Raw genomic sequence first — 19,165 nt, 5'->3', positions numbered from 1 at the left:
AACAGGAGCCAGACATGCAACAGATCGGGGAATTCACGCGCCAGAAGACTGGCTATCGCGGGCGCATCCACACGCTCAGTCTCAACCTGGATATCGCCATTGTGGCGGCAGAGGCGAGCGAAACGGAGAATGCGCCTGACTATCGCGTTCACGCCGCAAGCGAGGACGGCCCCGAGATCGGCGCCGGCTGGAAACGCTCCAGCGAAAAGGCCGGAGACTATGTCTCGATCCAGCTCGACGACCCGACCTTCGCGCAGCCGATACGCGCCAACCTCTTTCGCAATGGCGACGACAAGACGTCCTGGTCGCTGCACTGGGCGCGCCCGCGCGACCGTAGCGAGAAGGATTGAACGATGCGCGCTCGCCGTCCGTCGACGAGCCATCGCAATGCGCCCGGGCCGCTTCGCGCTGCCCGGCGCATGGCTCTGCTCCTCCTTTGCGGCCTGTCCGTTGCGACCGTCATGCCGGCGGCGACCTTGGCGCAGGAAACACCTCTCACACGATCGTCGCAACGCGATCCGTTCGGCGCGCATATCGCAGAAGCCTCGCGCCGCTTCGGCGTTCCGACCGCGTTGATACGCGCCATCATGCGCAAGGAAAGTGCGGGGGCTGTGCGCGCCGTGTCCAGCGCAGGCGCCCGCGGCTTGATGCAGATCATGCCCGGCACATGGGATGAACTGCGCGCCCGCTGGTCGCTCGGCCACGATCCATTCGATGCCCGGGACAATATCCTGGCTGGAACGGCGTACCTGCGCGAACTGCACGATCGCTTCGGCTCTCCGGGATTTCTGGCCGCCTACAATGCGGGACCTGCACGCTACCAGGCCTACCTCACTGGGCGTCCGTTACCGGCCGAGACCCGCGCCTATGTCGCCGCATTTGCGCCCCTGATCGGTGAAAGCGAGGGTATGCGCCCTTTCGCCGTTACGTCTGTCGAGGCCATTCCCTGGAAGCGCGGCTCGCTGTTCGTCGGTCAGCCGGATCGCAAACAAGCTGTCGCTCGGGTGCCAACTGAGCGACCACCAAATGACGCGAGCTCTGCGCCCACCTTGCGCGATGTATCCGCCATCGTGCCGCTGTCCGAAGGCCTCTTCGTCGCGCGAGCCGGCGACAGGATCCAGCCATGAGCGCGCATGGGCGTTTTCGCGCAACCGCATGCTCCCGCGCACCGTGGCGTGGATGGAGGCGGAAGGTGGGCAGAACAACCGGAAGATGGCGAGATAAAAGGCCGCGAGGTGCGGCGTCGGTCGGTTGTGTTGTTTCAATAGGTTATGCAGGATTTCCGCGAGGTGCGAATATCTGGCGCACCGCGCTCGAACAACGATTTGCGTGTGATTTCTGTGCCTTGGCACGATGTGCGGAACTCTTTAGATGACTGGCGAGGACGATCTTCGAATCCGCCCCGGCCGCATCCGCTCGTCAGGCACCCAGCGCGCCAGGCCCTTCATCGCGCAGGCGCTTGCCGCCGCCCAGAAGGCGGGCGCCCGTATCTCCCGCTCCGGCCGGATCAGTCCCGGTAATCGCTCGACCTTCGGGCGTGGCCGCTCGGCGAGCGTGCGCGCCAATCGTCTCCTCACCGGCCGCTCGCGAACCGTGATCATCAAGACGCGGCTGGTGCGCCATCACGCGCGCGCCGCGCCGCTTGCCGCCCATCTCACCTATCTGCGCCGCGAGGGCGTCACCCGTGACGGGGAGAAGGCCAGGCTGTTCGGGCCGGAGGCCGGGGAGGTGGATGGCGGTGCTTTTGCCGAGCGGTGCAGCGATGATCGGCACCACTTCCGCTTCATCGTCTCGCCCGAAGATGCCGTCGACATGGCGGACCTCAAATCCTTCGCCCGCGATCTGATGGGCCAGATGGAAAAGGACCTCGGCACAAAACTGGATTGGGCTGGCGTCGATCACTGGAACACGGACAATCCGCACCTTCACATCATCCTGCGCGGCCAGACTGATGACGGGCAGGATCTTGTGATCTCGCGCGATTACATCAAGGAGGGGATGCGCGCCCGCGCGGCCGATCTTGTTACCCAGGAGCTCGGCCCGCGCACCGATCTCGACATCCATCGCAATCTGCAGCGCCAGGTCGAAGCCGAACGCTGGACCCAGCTTGACCGGCAGCTTGTTCGCGACGGCCGCGACACAGGCGTTGTCGATCTTGGGTCCCCGGCGAACGCTCAGCCCGATGAGTTTCACGTGCTGAAGGTCGGGCGGGTGCGCAAGCTCGAAACCCTTGGCCTTGCCGAACAGGTCGGCCCGGGCCAATGGATGATCGACGACAAGGCCGAGGCAACGCTGCGCGAGCTTGGCGAGCGCGGTGACATCATCAAGCGGATGCACCGCGCCCTGACAGAGCAGGGCATCGAGCGCGGCTCGGCGACCTATGTGCTGGCGGCGGAGCGCCTCGACACGCCGATCGTCGGTCGGCTGGTCGACCGCGGTCTCGATGACGAGTTGAAGGGCAGTGCCTACGCCGTGGTCGATGGCACCGACGGCCGCACCCATCACATCAAGCTGTCCGATCTCGATGCCGCCGGCGACAGCGCTCCGGGTTCCATCGTTGAGCTGCGCAAGTTCCATGACGCGCAGGGACATGGGCGCGCAGCACTCGCTGTCCGTTCCGATCTCGATATTGAGCGGCAGGTCACCGCCGCCGGCGCGACCTGGCTTGACCGTCAGAATATTGCCCGCGAACCGATTGCGCTGTCGGAATCCGGTTTCGGCGCCGAGGTACGGCAGGCAATGCAGCGCCGTGCCGACCACCTCGTCCAACATGGCCTCGGCGAGCGGCATGGCCAACGCACAACCTTCACTCGCAACCTGATCGACACGCTGCGTCGCCGCGAGTTGGATGCGCTCGGCGAAAAGCTCTCGGCCGAAACCGGCCAGCCTTTCAACCGCGTCCGCAGCGGCGAGTTTGTGGCCGGTTCCTGCCGGCAGCGCTTCACGCTCGCGTCGGGCCGCTTCGCCATGATCGATGACGGCCTCGGTTTCCAACTGGTGCCCTGGACGCCGTCTCTCGAAAAGCATTTTGGCCGCCACGTCTCGGGCATCGCTCGCGATGACGGCGGCATCGACTGGAGCTTCGCACGCAAGCGAAGCCTCGGTCTCTAACCCATTGTGAAGAAAGGACCGCTTCTATGTCCGCCACCAAGATACTCTGGGGCCAGATCCTCGCGGTCTTGATGATCGTGCTGATCACCATCTGGAGCGCGACGCAATGGGTGGCCTGGCGCCTGGCGTTCCAGCCCGAGCTCGGCAGGCCATGGTTCCATGTCCTGGGCTTTCCGTTTTACCTTCCGCCGTCCTTCTTCTGGTGGTGGTATGGCTTCGATGCCTACGCGCCGTCGATCTTCGTGGAGGGAGCCTTTATCGCGGCTTCCGGCGGTTTCGCCTGCGTCGCCGTCGCCATCGGCATGTCGGTCTGGCGGGCTCGCGAGGCCAAGAAGGTCGAGACCTACGGCTCCGCCCGCTGGGCCGACAAGCAGGAGATCAAGGCAACGGGCCTTCTCGGCTCCGATGGAGTGGTGCTTGGGCGGTTTGACCGCGCCTATCTGCGCCACGATGGACCGGAGCACGTGCTGTGCTTTGCGCCCACACGTTCGGGCAAGGGTGTCGGCCTCGTCGTCCCGTCGCTGCTGACCTGGCCGAGTTCAGCCGTCGTCCATGACATCAAGGGCGAAAACTGGCAGCTCACCGCAGGCTTCCGCGCCAGGCATGGCCGTGTCCTGCTGTTCGATCCAACCAATCCGAAATCCTCATCCTACAACCCGCTGCTAGAGGTGCGCCGCGGCGAATGGGAAGTCCGAGACGTTCAAAACATTGCCGACATCCTGGTCGATCCCGAAGGCTCGCTTGAGAGGCGAAACCATTGGGAGAAAACCAGCCATGCCCTGCTGGTCGGGGCGATCCTGCACGTCCTCTACGCCGAGAGGGACAAGACGCTTGCCGGCGTCGCCGGTTTCCTTTCCGATCCAAAGCGTCCGATTGAATCGACGCTGTCTGCGATGATGAAAACGGCGCATCTGGGTGAAGCCGGTCCGCACCCGGTCATCGCCAGCGCCGCGCGAGAGCTGTTGAACAAATCAGACAACGAGCGCTCGGGTGTGCTCTCCACCGCCATGTCGTTCCTTGGCCTCTATCGCGATCCTGTCGTGGCAGAGGTCACGCGGCGCTGCGACTGGCGCATCAGCGACCTTGTCGACGACAAGCATCCGACGACGCTCTACCTCGTCGTGCCGCCGTCCGACATCAACAGGACCAAGCCGCTCATTCGCCTGATCCTCAATCAGATCGGCCGCCGCCTGACGGAAGATCTGCAGGTGAGGGCGCAAGGGCACCGGCTGCTCCTGATGCTCGACGAGTTTCCGGCGCTTGGCCGCCTCGACTTCTTCGAGTCGGCGCTCGCCTTCATGGCCGGCTACGGCCTGAAAAGCTTCCTCATCGCTCAATCGCTCAACCAGATCGAGCGGGCGTACGGCGCCAACAACTCGATCCTCGACAACTGCCACGTCCGGGTAAGCTTTGCCACCAATGATGAGCGCACCGCCAAGCGGGTGTCCGACGCGCTGGGAACAGCGACCGAGATGAGGGCCATGAGGAACTATGCCGGCCACCGGCTGTCGCCGTGGCTCGGTCATCTCATGGTCTCCCGCTCCGAGACGGCTCGCCCGCTGCTCACGCCGGGTGAAGTCATGCAGCTGCCGGCGACCGACGAGATTATCATGGTCGCGGGTGCTCCGCCGATCCGGGCCAAAAAGGCGCGCTATCATGAGGATGCTCGCCTCCGGGAGCGTATCCTGCCGCCGCCGGTGCTGGCAGCGGCGGCGGAGGGGAGGCCCGACGACTGGACCAGACTGCCTCTGCCTTCCCGTCCGCAGATTGCCGAAGCCATGTCGGCGCCGTTGGCCACGGATGACGACACAACTGATTCCGAGCGTCGTCGGCAACCCGAGCTCAGTCGCGTCGAGCAGGTCGTGAAGCCTTCGACCGGGAATGAATTCGAGATCGACCTGGACGATGTAGAGGACGAGGTTGCCCGCAACCGTCGACTGACGCGCCTGATGCAAGGCGTTGCGCGGCAGGCGTCGCTCGACCCCGGCGACGGCGTGGATATGTGAGGCTGCCATGGTAAAGCCACCTCGCAAGCAACGCCTGTCCGTCTATCTCGATCCGAAGGTCATGAGCAGGCTGGCCGAACATGCGGCGCGCCGTGATCTTTCACGGTCGCTCGTCGCGGAGGCGGCCATCGAGTCGTTTCTCTCACCCGATGCCGCCGAGCGGCAGGAGGCGGCGATCACCAAGCGGCTTGACCAGCTCGATCGCCGTATGACACGCCAGGAGCGCGATGTCGCGATTGCCGTGGAGACGCTCGCAGTTTTCGTCCGCTTCTGGTTGGTGACGACGCCGTCTTTGCCCGAGCCCGCGGCGCAGGCCGCCCACGCCAAGGCTGGCGAGCGCTATGATGCCTTCGTCACCGCGCTCGGCCGGCGCCTAGCGAGAGGTCCAAAGCTCCGACAGGAGATCTCCGAGGATATCGATAGCGGCGTGGACGCAAACCAGCCCGGCAGTCCCGTGGGCTAAATGGACCGGCGGACTGAGATTTTGCAAGCCCGATCAGGATTCTTCGTTGAGAATTATAGTCTGTATGCTATAAGGAAGGGCGAATGAGAAGCCAAAAGCCCACGATATGGATGGGGTCGTCAAAGGATGACCTGCGCGAGTTTCCGGTCGATGTTCGCCGGTTGATGGGTGTCGCAATCAACGACGCCCAGAATGGCGAGGAGCACCCGGCTGTCAAAGCCCTGAAAGGGTTTGGGGGCCGCAGCATCCTCGAGGTGGTCGACGATTTCGACGGAGATACCTACCGCGCCGTCTACACCATCCGCTTCGCTGGTATGATCTATGTCCTTCATTGCTTCCAGAAGAAGTCGAAGAAGGGCAGGGAGACGCCCAGGCAAGAAATCGATCTCGTGACAGTGCGATTGAAGGCGGCCGAGGCGCATTACCGCGAAAACTATGGGAAAGGAACAAAGTCATGACAGAAGACATCACCGCCGAAGTGAGCAGCGGAAACGTGTTTGCGGACCTCGGCTTTGACAATCCCGAAGAGGAATTGCTCAAGGCCAAGCTGGCCCGCGAGATCCGCGCCATTATCAAGCGCCGGCGCCTGACCCAGGCGAAGTCGGCTGAACTGCTCGGAATGAAGCAGCCGGACGTCTCCGCGATCGTCACCGGACGAACGGGTAAGTTTTCAATAGACAGGCTGGTTAGGTGTCTGGACCGGCTCGACTACAAGGTCGACGTGGTGGTTCGCCACAAGCCTCGACGGTCAACTCGTGCTGAGGCCGCTTGAACAGACGGCTTTGCCGAAGAGCCCACAACTGATTGTCCAGGTTTGGATGGGCGCCACCGCAACAGGACGGTAGGATTAGCGAAAAGCACGCACGAAGGTGGACACCCTTCGTCAGACCTACGGCGACAATTTCGCAGCTGGGCTTCGCAGCGACTTCGAGGCTATCGACGGTGTTGCAGCGCGCCAGCGTCGGCTCTCTAAGCCCCGGACCTAAGGCGCGCGCTTAGACCTCAATCCAAGCGTAGGCGGCACCAAAGATCCCGAGCGTCAGAGCAATAAACCAAGCCCATCCCTTCAACGAGGCGCGCACGTCTTCAGGCTTTGCGCCTTTTTCGTTGTCGTAGTCGTCCATAATCAGGCTCCATGTTTTCGATCTTGGCTGGGTACAAAATCAAGAGACGCTGGGCAACCCTCGCAGCTGTCGCAGCGGATTCGCCTTTGTACGGCGTGACATGCGCAGTCTAATACGTGGATTACGGGTCCCGTCCTGTCGAGGACCATAATATAATCGCCGTACCTAAAGCAGAACTAATAATGGCCGCCTTGCGCCGTTTACGTCGGCACCGCCAATCTCCTGTATTTGCACGCTACGTCACTACGCCTCAACATAGGTGTTGAAACCACTCGAGATACGGCTCTCTTAATCATCCCCGTCCAGGGGCCGCCGATGTTCCCCGGATCGAAACGGGGACAGGATGGCAGCTTCGCCTCACAATTCAGAAGGTCTGGCTCGCGGCGCACGCATGTTGCGCACAGCGCTCGGACCCGCGATCGCGCGCTATCTCGACGACGCCGGCATCGTCGAGGTGATGCTCAATCCCGATGGGCGTTTGTGGATCGATCGCCTGTCCGAGGGTTTGTCCGACACAGGAGAGCGCCTGTCGGCGGCGGACGGCGAACGCATCGTTCGCCTCGTCGCTCATCATGTCGGTGCCGAAGTCCATGCCGGCGCCCCACGCGTCTCGGCGGAGTTGCCCGAGACGGGCGAGCGCTTCGAGGGGCTTCTTCCTCCCGTCGTCGCGGCGCCCGCCTTCGCGATCCGCAAGCCCGCCGTCGCCATCTTCACCCTTGAGGACTATGTCGCGGCCGGGATTATGTCGGCGCGCCAGGCGGACACGCTGCGCCAGGGCGTTGCCAACCGCGCCAACATTCTCGTTGCAGGCGGCACCTCCACGGGCAAGACCACGCTGATCAACGCGCTGCTCGCTGAAGTGGCCAAGACCGCCGATCGCGTCGTCATCATCGAGGATACGCGCGAACTGCAATGCGCCGCGCCAAATCTCGTGGCAATGCGCACGAAAGACGGCGTCGCGTCTCTATCTGATCTTGTCCGCTCATCGTTGCGCCTGCGCCCCGACCGCATCCCGGTCGGCGAGGTGCGCGGGTCCGAGGCGCTCGAACTGCTCAAGGCCTGGGGCACCGGCCATCCCGGCGGCCTCGGCACGATCCACGCCGGCAGCGCCATTGGCGCGCTCCGCCGCATGGAACAGCTCATCCAGGAAGCCGTCGTCACGGTTCCACGCGCTCTGATCGCCGAAACGATCGACCTGGTTGCCGTCCTTTCCGGCCGCGGTTCCGCGCGCCGGCTGTCCGAACTCGCCCGTATCGATGGCCTGCGCCCGGACGGTGATTACCGGGTCGCGCCAGCCGTCCTCGATGGCGACGAGGGCCCGACCTTGCTCGTCCAAAACCCTGAAGGAGAAAATCCATGATCCAACGCCTGCGCCTCACGCGCCATCGTCTCGCCATGACAGTTACGGGTGCCACGCTCATCCTGGTGATGGCCGCGCCCGCCCATGCCTCCGGCTCGTCGATGCCGTGGGAACAACCGCTGCAACAGATCCTCCAGTCGATCGAAGGCCCTGTCGCCAAGATCATGGCGGTGATCATCATCATCGTCACCGGCCTGACGCTCGCCTTCGGCGACACGTCGGGCGGCTTCCGCCGGCTCATCCAGATCGTGTTCGGCCTGTCCATCGCTTTCGCGGCGTCGAGCTTCTTCCTGTCGTTCTTCTCGTTCGGCGGCGGAGCGCTGGTCTGATGGCGGGCGCTGTCGAACAGAGCGGCCCAATGCCGGACTACGCAGTGCCGGGTTATGCGGTCCTCGTGCACCGGGCGCTGACCGAGCCGATCCTGCTCGGTGGCGCCCCGCGCGCCATTGCCATCATGAACGGGACGCTCGCGGGCGCCGTGGGGCTGGGACTGCGTCTCTGGCTCGTCGGCATCGCCATCTGGGCCATCGGCCATGTCGCCGCCGTCTGGGCCGCCAAGCGCGATCCGCTTTTCGTCGACGTCGTTCGCCGGCATTTGCGCATCCCAGCGCATCTCACTGTTTGAGCGAGGTCGCACCGATGATGAACCTTGCCGAATATCGCAACCGTAGCAGCCGGCTCGCCGACTTCCTACCCTGGGTGGCATTGGTCGGCGCCGGCGTCGTCCTCAACAAGGATGGCAGCTTCCAGCGGACCGCGCGCTTTCGCGGCCCCGATCTCGACAGCGCCGTTCCGGCCGAACTGATTGCCGTCGCCGGCCGGCTCAACAATGCCTTCCGCCGTCTCGGCTCCGGCTGGGCGATCTTCGTCGAAGCGCAGCGCCATGCCTCGACCCGCTATCCCGACAGCAGCTTTCCGGATGCGGCCTCCACGCTAGTCGATGCGGAGCGAAAGGCGGGCTTCGAGGAGGCCGGCGCGCATTTCGAGTCCAGCTACTTCCTGACGCTCACCTATCTTGCGCCCGCCGAAGACACCGCCCGCGCGGAAAGCTGGCTCTACGAAGGCCGCGAGAAGAAGGGCCTCGACCCCAACGCGGCGCTGACCGGGTTCGCCGATCGCAGCGACCGCGTCCTGCGCCTTGTCGAAGCCTTCATGCCGGAGTGCCGCTGGCTCGATGACGCCGAGACGCTGACCTATCTGCATGGCTGCGTCTCGACCAATCGCCACCGTGTCCGCGTTCCCGAAACGCCGATGTATCTCGACGCCATGCTGGCCGACCAGCCGCTGACCGGCGGGCTCGAGCCGCGGCTTGGCGCGTCGCATCTGCGCATTCTCACGGTCACGGGATTCCCGACCGCAACCACGCCGGGTCTGCTCGACGAACTGAACCGGCTGGCGTTTCCGTATCGCTGGTCGACACGCGCGATCCTGCTCGACAAGACCGATGCCACCAGGCTGCTGACGAAGATCCGGCGTCAATGGTTCGCCAAGCGCAAGTCAGTGGCGGCGATCCTCAAGGAGGTGATGACCAACGAGGCGTCCGTCCTCGTGGACGCCGACGCCGCAAACAAGGCCGCCGATGCCGACATGGCGCTGCAGGAACTCGGCGCCGACTATGCCGGCATGGCCTATGTCACCGCGACGGTGACGGTGTGGGACGATGATCCCAACATCGCCGACGAAAAACTGCGCCTGGTCGAAAAGGTCATCCAGGGCCGCGACTTTACGGCGATTATTGAAACCATCAACGCCGTCGACGCGTGGCTCGGCAGCCTGCCGGGTCATGTTTACGCCAACGTCCGTCAACCTCCCATCTCCACGCTCAATCTCGCCCACATCATTCCGCTTTCCGCGGTGTGGGCGGGGTCGGAACGGGACGAGCATTTTGCAGCGCCCCCTCTGCTCTTCGGCAAGACCGAAGGCTCGACCCCGTTCCGGCTTTCGCTTCACGTCGGTGACGTCGGCCACACGCTGATCGTCGGCCCGACCGGCGCGGGCAAGTCCGTGCTCTTGGCACTGATGGCGCTGCAGTTCCGCCGCTATGAGGGGTCACAGGTTTTCGCCTTCGATTTCGGCGGTTCGATCCGCGCGGCGGCACTCGCCATGGGCGGCGACTGGCATGATCTCGGCGGCGATCTCAGCGATGGCGCAACCGACAGCGTCAGCCTTCAGCCGTTCGCGCGTGTTCATCATGTCCCCGAGCGCGCCTGGGCCGCCGACTGGGTCGTGGCGATCCTGACGCGTGAGAATGTGACGATCACGCCTGAGATCAAGGAGCATATCTGGACGGCGTTGAGTTCCCTGGCGTCCGCGCCTGTCGAGGAGCGCACCATCACCGGCCTGGTCGTGCTGCTGCAATCAAACGATCTCAAGCAGGCATTGCGCCCCTATTGCGTCGGAGGTTCCTATGGCCGGTTGCTCGATGCCGAGCACGAGCATCTCGGATCGGCGTCGGTCCAGGCATTCGAAACCGAGGGGCTGATCGGAACGGGTGCCGCGCCCGCGGTCCTGTCCTATCTCTTCCATCGCATCGAGGATCGGCTCGATGGCTCGCCAACCCTTCTCATCATCGACGAAGGCTGGCTTGCGCTGGACGACGACGGCTTTGCCGGCCAGCTCCGCGAATGGCTGAAGACGCTGCGCAAGAAGAACGCCAGCGTCATCTTCGCCACGCAGTCGCTCAGCGACATCGATGGTTCGGCAATCGCGCCCGCGATCATCGAGAGCTGCCAGACCCGGCTTCTGCTGCCAAACGAGCGCGCCATNCGCCATCGAGCCGCAGATCACCGCGATCTATCGCCGCTTCGGCCTGAACGATCGGCAGATCGAGATCATCGCGCGGGCGATGCCGAAGCGAGACTACTACTGCCAGTCCCGTCGCGGCAACCGGCTGTTCGAGCTGGGACTGTCGGATGTGGCGCTCGCGCTTTGCGCCGTATCCGCGAAGACCGACCAGGCCGCGATCTCCCGCATCGTCGCTGAGCACGGCCGCGACGGGTTCCTCGCTGCCTGGCTTAGCCACCGTGGCGTCGGCTGGGCCGCTGAACTGGTTCCCGCCCTAACCAGCCCCGCCCTCACCAACAAGGAGAAGTCCCCATGAAACTGCACCGCTCCCTTGGCATGCGGCTCGCTGCCGCCCTGCTTGTCGCTCCCGCCGCGCTCTCGCCCATGCTGGCAACACCCGCACAGGCCTTGATCGTTTTCGATCCCTCGAACTATTCGCAAAACGTCCTGACGGCAGCGCGCTCGCTCGAGCAGATCACCAACCAGATCACCTCGCTTCAGAACCAGGCGCAGATGCTCATCAACCAGGCCCGCAATCTCGCAAGCTTGCCGTTCTCCTCGCTGCAACAGCTCCAGCAGTCAGTGCAGCGTACGCAGCGATTGCTCGGTCAAGCGCAGAACGTAGCCTACGACGTGCAGCAGATCGATCAGGCCTTCCAGCAGAAATATGGCAACGTCTCGCTGTCGGCTTCGGATCAGCAACTCGTCGCCGACGCGCGCTCGCGCTGGGGCAACACGGTTGGTGGCCTTCAGGATGCCATGCGTGTGCAGGCGGGAGTCGTCGGCAACATCGACACCAATCGAACGCAGATGTCGGCGCTGGTCGGCCAAAGCCAGGGTGCGACCGGAGCGCTTCAGGCAACACAGGCCGGCAACCAGCTCCTCGCGCTTCAGGCGCAGCAGCTCGCCGATCTCACCGCTGTCGTCGCCGCGAACGGTCGGGCGCAAGCGTTGCAATCGGCCGAACAGGCCACCGCTGCCGACCAGGGCCGAGAGCAGCGCCGGCGCTTCCTGACGCAGGGCTCGGGCTACCAGCCCGGCAGTGCGCAGATGTTCTATGGCAAGAACTGAGGTCGGCGCGATGGAAGGCAAGCTCCTCGCTCGCATCGGCGCGGTCATCTTCATCGCGGTCGCTTTGACAGTGACCGCAATCGAGATGAGCAGCGAGGACGACGAGCCTGACGCCCTTGCGACGGGGGACCGTTCCGTCGCGCCACAACACCCACTCGCGGCCGAATTGCGCCGCTGTTCCGGGATCGGCGAGGCCGGTCCTCGCGATCCCGGCTGTCTGAAAGCGTGGGCAGCCAGCCGGCGCCGGTTTCTCGGTCAACGTGACTCGGCAACCGCGCCTGCTCCGGTAGCGCCGACAACGCTGTTTCCGAATGTGCCGCCGTCAGCCGACCGGAAAGAAGGGAAGCGGGCGGATGTGACCGCTCCGGCGATGCAGGTCGAGCCGCCTCGGCCGGAGGCTCGCTGACATGGGCGGCATGGGGGTCATCGACCATTTCCTCGAAGTCTTCACGCGCTACATCGACAGCGGCTTCGGCCTGCTCGGCGGCGAGGTCGGCTTCATTGCCACGACCCTGATCGTCATCGACGTGACATTGGCTGCGCTCTTCTGGTCCTGGGGGGCGGACGACGACTTCATGGCGCGCCTCGTCAAGAAGACGCTCTTCGTCGGCGTCTTTGCCTATCTCATCTCCAACTGGAACAATCTCGCCCGCATCGTCTTCGAAAGCTTCGCCGGGCTCGGCCTGAAGGCCTCGGGTACGGGCTTTACCGTCAACGATCTCATGCGCCCGGGCAAGGTGGCGCAGACCGGGCTCGACGCCGGCCGGCCGTTGCTGGACTCGATCTCGAACCTGATGGGCTATTGGTCCTTCTTCGAGAACTTCATCCAGATCGCCTGCATGTTCTTCGCCTGGGCGCTGGTGCTGCTGGCCTTCTTCATCCTGGCGATCCAGCTCTTCGTCACGCTGATCGAGTTCAAGCTGACAACGCTCGCCGGTTTCGTGCTGATCCCTTTCGGTCTGTTCGGCAAATCCGCCTTCATGGCCGAGCGGGTGCTTGGCAACGTCATCTCGTCCGGCATCAAGGTGCTGGTGCTCGCCGTCATCATCGGCATCGGCTCAACGCTCTTTTCCGAGTTCACCGCGGGGTTCAGCGGCAACACGCCGTCGGTCGACGATGCCATGGCGATCGTGCTGGCCGCGTTGTCGCTGCTCGGCCTTGGCATCTTTGGACCGGGCATTGCCAACGGTCTCGTCTCCGGCGGCCCGCAACTCGGTGCGGGCGCGGCTGTCGGGACCGGGCTCGCCGCCGGCGGCATGGCAGCAGTGGGCGCCGCCGCCGCCGGTTCCGTCGTGTCCGGCGGCGCGGCTGTCAGCGGCGGTGCTGCAGCGGCGGCCCGTGGCGGTGCCGCCATGGCGGGCAGGGCGTCCACAGCCTACGGCCTCAGCGCGGCCGGAGAGTCTGGCTTTTCTGGCGTCGCATCCGGGCTCGGCGGTGTCATCAGAGCCGGCGCCCAAGGTGCCATCTCACCGCTCAAGCGTGCGGCCAATAATGCGGCAGGCAGCATGAAGCACAGCTACCAGTCGGGCGCTCGCGCTGCCTTCGAGACGACGGGCGGATCCTCCACGGCTGGCACAATCGGCGCGAACGCGCCCGAAGCCGGCTCCGCACCCGTCGCGTCCTCCGCAACCGAAAGTCAGCCAGCCTGGGCGAAGCGCATGAAGCGCTCGCAACAGATGACCCATGGCGTCCAGGCCGCGGCCCACGCCGTTCGCAGTGGCGACAGCCATGGCGGCGGCTCCTCGATCAACCTCTCTGAAAGTGACTGAGCATGTTCAAACGACCGTCCACGCACTACGGCAAGTCCCCACAACCCGAGACCCCCTACCAACGCGCTGCTCAGCTCTGGGACGAGCGCATCGGTTCGGCTCGCGTGCAGGCGCGCAACTGGCGCACCATGGCCTTCGGTTGCCTGGCGCTCGCCGCGGGGTTCTCGGCCGCGCTCATCTGGCAATCCGCCAAAGGCTCGATCGTGCCTTGGGTGGTGCAGGTCGATCGTCTCGGCCAGGCGCAGGCTGTGGGACCTGCGGTCGGCGACTATCAGCCGAACGATCCGCAGATTGCCTTCTACCTGGCGCACTTCATCGAACAGGTGAGGTCGATCCCCGCCGATCCGGTCATCGTGCGGCAGAACTGGCTGCGCGCCTACGACTTCGCGACGCAGGGCGGGGCGCTGGCTCTCAACGACTATGCGCGCGCCAATGACCCGTTCACCAAGGTCGGCAAGCAGCAGGTCGCCGTCGATGTGTCGTCGGTCATCCGCGCATCGCCGGTGAGCTTCCGAATCGCCTGGGTCGAACGCCGCTATCAGGACGGCTCACTGGCTTCCACGGAGCGCTGGTCCGCCATCCTCACCATTGTCGTCCAGCCCCCGCGCGACGCTGATGCGCTGAGGAAGAACCCGCTTGGAATCTACATCAACGCCATCAACTGGTCGAAGGAGCTTGGACAATGATGCCCGTACTCTGCAAAGCCGCCCCCTGGGGGCGTCTGGTTTTCCTCATCCACGCAATGCCCGCCTTCCGCAAAATGGCCCTTCCAGCGCTTTTGCTTTGCACTTCGGCGCTTGCGGGCTGCGCCACCAGGCAGAAGCCGCCGGAGATTTCCTATGACGATCCGGTCCCGGCCGTGCATGCCGTCGATCCGCCACCGCCCGTCAAGGTGGTGGAGCTGTCCAAGCCGCTGCCGCTTCCAGGCCAGTTGAAGCCGGTCGGCAAGGCCGCAAAGCCCAACCCGGAACCGACCGATCCGACCGCGCGCGTGAACTTGGCCAATGCGGCCGCGCGCGTCCAGCCTGTCCGCAACGGCTTCATCAACTCGATGCAGGTCTATCCATTCGTCGATGGCGCGCTCTATCAGGTCTATGCCTCGCCGGGGCAGATCACCGACATCGCGCTCCAGCCCGGCGAGCAGCTCGTCGGTTCCGGTCCCGTCGCCGCCGGCGACACCGTGCGCTGGATCATCGGCGATACCGAGAGCGGTACGGGCGCGGCCAAGCAGGTCCACATACTCGTCAAGCCGACGCGCGCCGACCTTCTCACCAATCTCGTCATCAATACCGATCGGCGTACCTATCACATGGAACTGCGCTCGACGCCGTCGACCTATATGGCGTCGGTTTCCTGGCAATACCCGCAGGACCAACTCATCGCCTTGCGCAGGCAGAACCAGCAAGCTGAGGCTGCACAGCCGGTCTCGACAGGCATCGATCTTTCTCGCGTCAATTTCCGCTACCAGGTGACGGGCGATCGCGCACCGTGGCGGCCGCTGCGCGCCTTCGACGATGGCAAGCAGGTGTTCATCGAGTTCCCGCGGGGCATCGGCCAGGGTGAGATGCCGCCACTCTTCGTGGTAGGGCCGGAAGGCGACACGTCCGAGCTGGTCAACTATCGCGTGCGCGGCAACTACATGATCGTCGACCGGATGTTTGCCGCCGCCGAGTTGCGCTTCGGCGCCGGCAAGAACCAGAGGCGCGTCCGCGTCTCTCGCACCGATGGGGTAAGGAGCAGTCGATTTTCATGGATGCATGGCCCTGGTGAGACCCCGCCAGCGACGAACCTCCGAACAGGCAGGGGAGGGTCGTCATCATGAGCGACAAAATGGATCCCGGGAAGAAAGAAGGCCGGGGGCCCGCGAATGACGCCCGGCCGGAGGCGTCGGTCGAGGATGACGCCCGGCCCCTGACAGGCGAGCCGGCCGCGGCCATGCGGCTGCGCGCCGAGCCGCCGCGCGTGACGCGTCTGTCCCGCAAGGCGCTGGCCGCGTTGGCCCTCACCGCAAGCCTCGCTGTCGGCGGTGCGCTGATCTACGCGCTGCAGAACCGTCAGCAAGGCCAGGGTCAGGAGCTGTATTCAACCGACAATCGTTCGACACCCGATGGGCTTGCCGGCCTGCCGAAGGACTATGCGGGCGTTCCGAAGCTTGGCCCACCGCTTCCGGGCGATCTCGGCCGCCCGATCCTCAACGCGCAAAATGGCGGCTCCGCGCCATCGACAGGTCCCGTAGGACCGGACCAGGAGGAACAGCGCCGGGAGCAGGAACTGGAAGCGGCGAGGACGGCGCGCTTGTTCGCGTCCACGCAAACGCGGCCTGCAAGCGACGCGACCGCCGCTCAGCCTGGAACAGGCACGACAGGCACCATGCCACAGACCGAGCTCGCCAGCCTTGGCCTCGCGCCGCAACCAGCGACGCCCTCGGCGCAGGACCGGCAGCGCGCGTTCCTCGATCAGCCGCCGGACAAGCGCACCGTCTCGTCGGATCGTGTTGCCCCGCCTGCGTCGAAGAACGTCCTGCAGGCGGGCGCCGTCGTCGCAGCCGCCCTCATCACCGGCATTCGGTCCGATCTGCCGGGTCAGATCACCGCGCAGGTGACGGAGAATGTCTATGACAGCCCCACCGGACACGTCCGTCTCATTCCGCAGGGGACGCGTCTCATCGGCCAGTATGACAATGGTGTCGGCTTTGGCCAGCGTCGGGTGTTGCTGGTCTGGACCAGACTGATTTTTCTAACGGCCGCTCCATCGTTCTGGAACGTGAGCCTGGCGCGGACGCGGAAGGCTATGCTGGGCTCGAGGACGGCGTTGACTATCACTGGGGCGAGCTCTTCAAGGCTGCAGCGCTCTCCACGGTTCTGAGCATCGGCGCGCAGGCAGGCTCATCGGGCCAGGAGAGCGACATCATGCGCGCTCTTCGCCAGGGTGCTTCCGACAGCATCAGCCAGACAGGCCAGCAGATCGTCCAGCGACAGCTCAACATAGCGCCGACGCTCACGATCCGACCGGGATACCCGGTGCGCGTCATCGTCACGCGCGATCTCGTGCTTGAACCTTATGGAGGCTGAAATGGCCAAGCTGAAACTGGGGCCAATCGCTGACGACAAGCCGGTCAAGGTCATGGTGGAGCTTCCCGCGGCATTGCACCGTGACCTGACCGCCTATGCCGAGATCCTCGGCCGCGAAGCGGGGCAACGCCCCGCCGATGCGCCGCGCCTCATCGTCGCGATGTTGGCGCGGTTTATTGCGACGGATCGGGGCTTTGCCAGGGCAAAGCGTTCGGAGGGTGGTTGAGGGCCGGACGACTGAAGTCGAACCGTTTTAGTCGCGCCTCCGAGTCATGACGTGACTTCAGAAATCGCGCCGCGGCGTTCCGAACGTCCTGTATCGACAGGGGTAGTCCTGGGTCGCGTTGCTGCCACCATGTTTCTTGCGGTCCCAACCAGCCGCAAAAGCGCGCGTTTTGGGTTCGATTCCAGCCACACTGCCTTGATCGAACTAACGCTGCTCTGGCCACTGATCGGTTTCCACACCATGGCGTCGATGGCGACTGTCCTGGCAAAACCCTCGCCCGCCAGAGTAACGCCTTGACCGAGTTGCACCTTGAGGATGACCGTTCCTTCGCTGGCGCGACATATCTGGATAGCGGGGCCACCATCCGCGGCAATCTTTTCCAGCAAAACCGGATCCTGCGGCGATCCGACCGAAACCAGCAGGCACGTATCTGCAAGATCCCTCCATCTGACTGCCGGCCTTTCTGCGAGCGGATGGCCGCCGGGCAGGAGAACGAACAAGCGCTCGTGCGCAAATATCTCGCTACGGCACAGGGCGGCGTTCTCAAGCCCGTGCGTGAAGACGATGTCGAGGCGCCGGCGGCGTATAGCCGCCAGGCACTGTTCGAGTGGAACGTCTTCGATCTCGACGCACACGTCTGGATGTAAACGGCCAAAACGATCGATGAGACGTGTCACGAACGTGCGCCACATCTGGGCGCATAATCCTATCCTGAGCGTTTTGACATCCTGGTGACCGCGACTACCTCCAGCCAGTGCATCCTGCAAGCCTTCATAATGGGCCCGGACAAGATCGACCCAGGCCCGGCCTGCCTCGGTCAGCCGAACGCCATGGACGTCGCGGTCAAACAACTGCATGTCGAGCAACTGCTCGAGAGCTACGATGTTGCGGCTGACACAGGATTCCCTCACTCTGAGAACTCTTGCAGCCTGCCTGAGGCTGCCATGGTCGACAGCCGCGAAGACATGGTCCAAACGACGGAGCGTGTTGTCGACCTGTCCCAAGGCGCAGGAGCCTATTCCTGCGCGGCAGGGACGCTAACGGGCAGGGGCGGACACAAGCTTGTTTCGTAGACGTACTCGTGCGGAATGGCCGGAGTGGCCATCTGGGAGAGGTACCGGTTTAGGTTTTCCTCGCTATTGCTCGCCGCCAGGCTACAGAAATTTCCGCTGTTCCACGTCAGTGAGCAGTAGCTGAAATGCTGGCGTATGGCGTCGGCCATCTGTGCCAAAGTCACCTCATTGCCGAACATCGTATCCAGAACGAGGGTTTGCTTCTTCTCGATTTCATCTGGGGGAAAATAGCGCGCCTTGAACCCAAAATCCTTCTGGTATTCGCGACGCCTGTAGTCCGGCTCCTCGGTTGCCCGGAACTTTTCGACGAAGACGAAGATTCCGTCCTGCTTGAGGTGCTGGGTCACGAATTCGATCTGGCTTGCTCTGTTGGGCGAGTACATCTGAAAGGTCGTATCTTCGAGAATGATGTCGAACCCGTGGGCAAAATTTGCCAGTCGCGGATCTGAACGCAGGACGTCCTTTGTCAAATGATGAAAGGGGCCGACGAAGAAGTCAGCGTGCGGCGGTTCGCCATAAGCCATGAAGCAATTGTAATTCTCCGCGTTCGGGCTGCACGACAGTGTGCGTATCTGTCCCTCCGACAGTTCGGACAGTGTCCTCGCCATCGTGCCTTCCGCTGTTCCAAGGCTGTATAGCGAATGCGGACCACCACGATCCCGTGCGTATTTCAGCATTGCGTAGGCCGTCCGGCACTCCTCCTCCAATCTGTAGGGAATGCTGCCGTGATAATGCTGGTCAAAAAAGCCTTGTCGTGCCGCATGCAGGCTGACCAGGCCGCGCAGCAGTTCATCGCTCGGCAGAAGCCGGGCGTCGGCGACGGGCTTGCGGATTGGCATCCCGCTCTTGCCAGCGGCGGTCGCCGCGAAAAAGCCTGCCAGTCCGTTGATCCGTGGGCCGTGGTCGCACTCAGCCAGAAAGTCGTCGAGTCCACGCATCGCAGTATGCCTCCAGCACCGTTCCATTGGTGAGATGCCGATACGTCGATGGGGGAAATTCCACCAAGATAAGTGGGGTCTAATATTTCACCGGGCTCAAGTATTGGCTGAGCCAACTGGTAGGCCTGCCGGATACAGGCGGCTTTCACTCGTTTGCCATTTTTTCGCT

The 19,165-nt window shown here is 64.0% G+C and carries 19 protein-coding genes and 2 pseudogenes; 18 read left to right on the top strand and 3 right to left on the bottom strand.

Annotated elements, in window-relative coordinates; translation table 11 throughout:
- The first annotated feature begins 14 nt into the window (after window positions 1-14).
- The 7 genes from X728_RS145080 to X728_RS145110 all read left to right on the top strand — a co-directional run bounded on the left by X728_RS145080 (window position 15) and on the right by X728_RS145110 (window position 6,352).
- Window positions 15-350, top strand: coding sequence for a DUF736 domain-containing protein (locus tag X728_RS145080; protein WP_023715504.1), 336 nt, complete (start codon window positions 15-17; stop codon window positions 348-350).
- Between the two features lie 3 nt (window positions 351-353).
- On the top strand, window positions 354-1,127 hold the full coding sequence (locus tag X728_RS145085) for a lytic transglycosylase domain-containing protein (RefSeq protein WP_023715505.1): 774 nt from the start codon (window positions 354-356) through the stop codon (window positions 1,125-1,127).
- A gap of 244 nt (window positions 1,128-1,371) precedes the next feature.
- Window positions 1,372-3,111 carry a VirD2 family relaxase/mobilization nuclease gene (locus X728_RS145090; RefSeq protein ID WP_023832371.1) on the top strand — a complete coding sequence of 580 codons (1,740 nt, stop codon included), beginning with the start codon at window positions 1,372-1,374 and terminating at the stop codon, window positions 3,109-3,111.
- Between the two features lie 26 nt (window positions 3,112-3,137).
- A complete protein-coding gene (locus tag X728_RS145095) occupies window positions 3,138-5,117 on the top strand; it encodes a conjugal transfer protein TraG (RefSeq protein ID WP_023832370.1) in 1,980 nt (659 codons plus the stop codon).
- A gap of 7 nt (window positions 5,118-5,124) precedes the next feature.
- Window positions 5,125-5,580: a ribbon-helix-helix protein, CopG family gene (locus X728_RS145100; protein WP_023832369.1), complete on the top strand. Its 456-nt coding sequence runs from the start codon at window positions 5,125-5,127 to the stop codon at window positions 5,578-5,580.
- A gap of 110 nt (window positions 5,581-5,690) precedes the next feature.
- Window positions 5,691-6,038 (top strand): type II toxin-antitoxin system RelE/ParE family toxin, encoded by a 348-nt coding sequence (locus X728_RS145105; RefSeq protein WP_081732463.1) that lies wholly within the window; start codon window positions 5,691-5,693, stop codon window positions 6,036-6,038.
- Window positions 6,035-6,352, top strand: coding sequence for a helix-turn-helix transcriptional regulator (locus tag X728_RS145110; protein WP_023707464.1), 318 nt, complete (start codon window positions 6,035-6,037; stop codon window positions 6,350-6,352). Before X728_RS145105 ends, X728_RS145110 begins: the two co-directional genes overlap by 4 nt.
- 223 nt (window positions 6,353-6,575) lie before the next feature.
- On the opposite strand, the gene X728_RS1000000172115 is transcribed toward X728_RS145110, so the two are convergent.
- Window positions 6,576-6,704: a hypothetical protein gene (locus X728_RS1000000172115; protein ID WP_023694925.1), complete on the bottom strand. Its 129-nt coding sequence runs from the start codon at window positions 6,702-6,704 to the stop codon at window positions 6,576-6,578.
- Between the two features lie 343 nt (window positions 6,705-7,047).
- On the opposite strand from X728_RS1000000172115, the gene trbB reads away from it, so the two are divergent.
- From trbB to X728_RS145155, 11 genes and pseudogenes are all read left to right on the top strand, one after another.
- Complete coding sequence (gene trbB / locus X728_RS145115; RefSeq protein WP_023832367.1) at window positions 7,048-8,064, top strand: P-type conjugative transfer ATPase TrbB; 1,017 nt, start codon at window positions 7,048-7,050, stop codon at window positions 8,062-8,064.
- Window positions 8,065-8,099: 35 nt separating this feature from the next.
- Window positions 8,100-8,393: a TrbC/VirB2 family protein gene (locus tag X728_RS145120; protein WP_245266203.1), complete on the top strand. Its 294-nt coding sequence runs from the start codon at window positions 8,100-8,102 to the stop codon at window positions 8,391-8,393.
- On the top strand, window positions 8,393-8,689 hold the full coding sequence (locus X728_RS145125) for a VirB3 family type IV secretion system protein (RefSeq protein WP_023832366.1): 297 nt from the start codon (window positions 8,393-8,395) through the stop codon (window positions 8,687-8,689). The genes X728_RS145120 and X728_RS145125 overlap by 1 nt, the downstream gene beginning before the upstream one ends.
- Before the next feature lie 14 nt (window positions 8,690-8,703).
- A pseudogene (trbE, locus tag X728_RS01000000167020) lies at window positions 8,704-11,164 on the top strand (conjugal transfer protein TrbE).
- A complete protein-coding gene (gene trbJ, locus X728_RS145130) occupies window positions 11,161-11,919 on the top strand; it encodes a P-type conjugative transfer protein TrbJ (protein WP_023832365.1) in 759 nt (252 codons plus the stop codon). The pseudogene trbE and the gene trbJ overlap by 4 nt, the downstream one beginning before the upstream one ends.
- Window positions 11,920-11,929: 10 nt before the next feature.
- Window positions 11,930-12,325 carry a putative entry exclusion protein TrbK-alt gene (gene trbK-alt / locus X728_RS145135; protein ID WP_023715511.1) on the top strand — a complete coding sequence of 132 codons (396 nt, stop codon included), beginning with the start codon at window positions 11,930-11,932 and terminating at the stop codon, window positions 12,323-12,325.
- A gap of 1 nt (window position 12,326) precedes the next feature.
- The gene (gene trbL, locus X728_RS145140) at window positions 12,327-13,688 is read left to right on the top strand and encodes a P-type conjugative transfer protein TrbL (protein ID WP_023832364.1); all 1,362 of its coding nucleotides are present in this window, start codon (window positions 12,327-12,329) and stop codon (window positions 13,686-13,688) included.
- Between the two features lie 2 nt (window positions 13,689-13,690).
- Window positions 13,691-14,374, top strand: coding sequence for a conjugal transfer protein TrbF (trbF, locus tag X728_RS145145; protein ID WP_023697518.1), 684 nt, complete (start codon window positions 13,691-13,693; stop codon window positions 14,372-14,374).
- Window positions 14,371-15,510, top strand: coding sequence for a P-type conjugative transfer protein TrbG (gene trbG, locus X728_RS145150; RefSeq protein ID WP_023832363.1), 1,140 nt, complete (start codon window positions 14,371-14,373; stop codon window positions 15,508-15,510). The genes trbF and trbG overlap by 4 nt, the downstream gene beginning before the upstream one ends.
- Window positions 15,507-16,759, top strand: a pseudogene (locus X728_RS01000000167015) (TrbI/VirB10 family protein). Before trbG ends, X728_RS01000000167015 begins: the two are co-directional and overlap by 4 nt.
- A 1-nt stretch (window position 16,760) precedes the next feature.
- A complete protein-coding gene (locus tag X728_RS145155) occupies window positions 16,761-16,985 on the top strand; it encodes a DUF2274 domain-containing protein (protein WP_023832362.1) in 225 nt (74 codons plus the stop codon).
- 44 nt (window positions 16,986-17,029) lie between these two features.
- On the opposite strand, the gene X728_RS145160 is transcribed toward X728_RS145155, so the two are convergent.
- A complete protein-coding gene (locus X728_RS145160) occupies window positions 17,030-17,989 on the bottom strand; it encodes a LysR family transcriptional regulator (protein WP_081732456.1) in 960 nt (319 codons plus the stop codon).
- An 11-nt stretch (window positions 17,990-18,000) separates the two neighbouring features.
- Window positions 18,001-18,996, bottom strand: a complete 996-nt coding sequence (locus X728_RS145165) for a class I SAM-dependent methyltransferase (protein ID WP_023694972.1) — start codon at window positions 18,994-18,996, stop codon at window positions 18,001-18,003.
- Window positions 18,997-19,165: the final 169 nt, after the last annotated feature.

The organism is Mesorhizobium sp. L103C119B0 (assembly GCF_000502235.1).
GTDB lineage: Bacteria > Pseudomonadota > Alphaproteobacteria > Rhizobiales > Rhizobiaceae > Mesorhizobium.
This window is presented reverse-complemented; position numbering and strand designations above follow the sequence as displayed.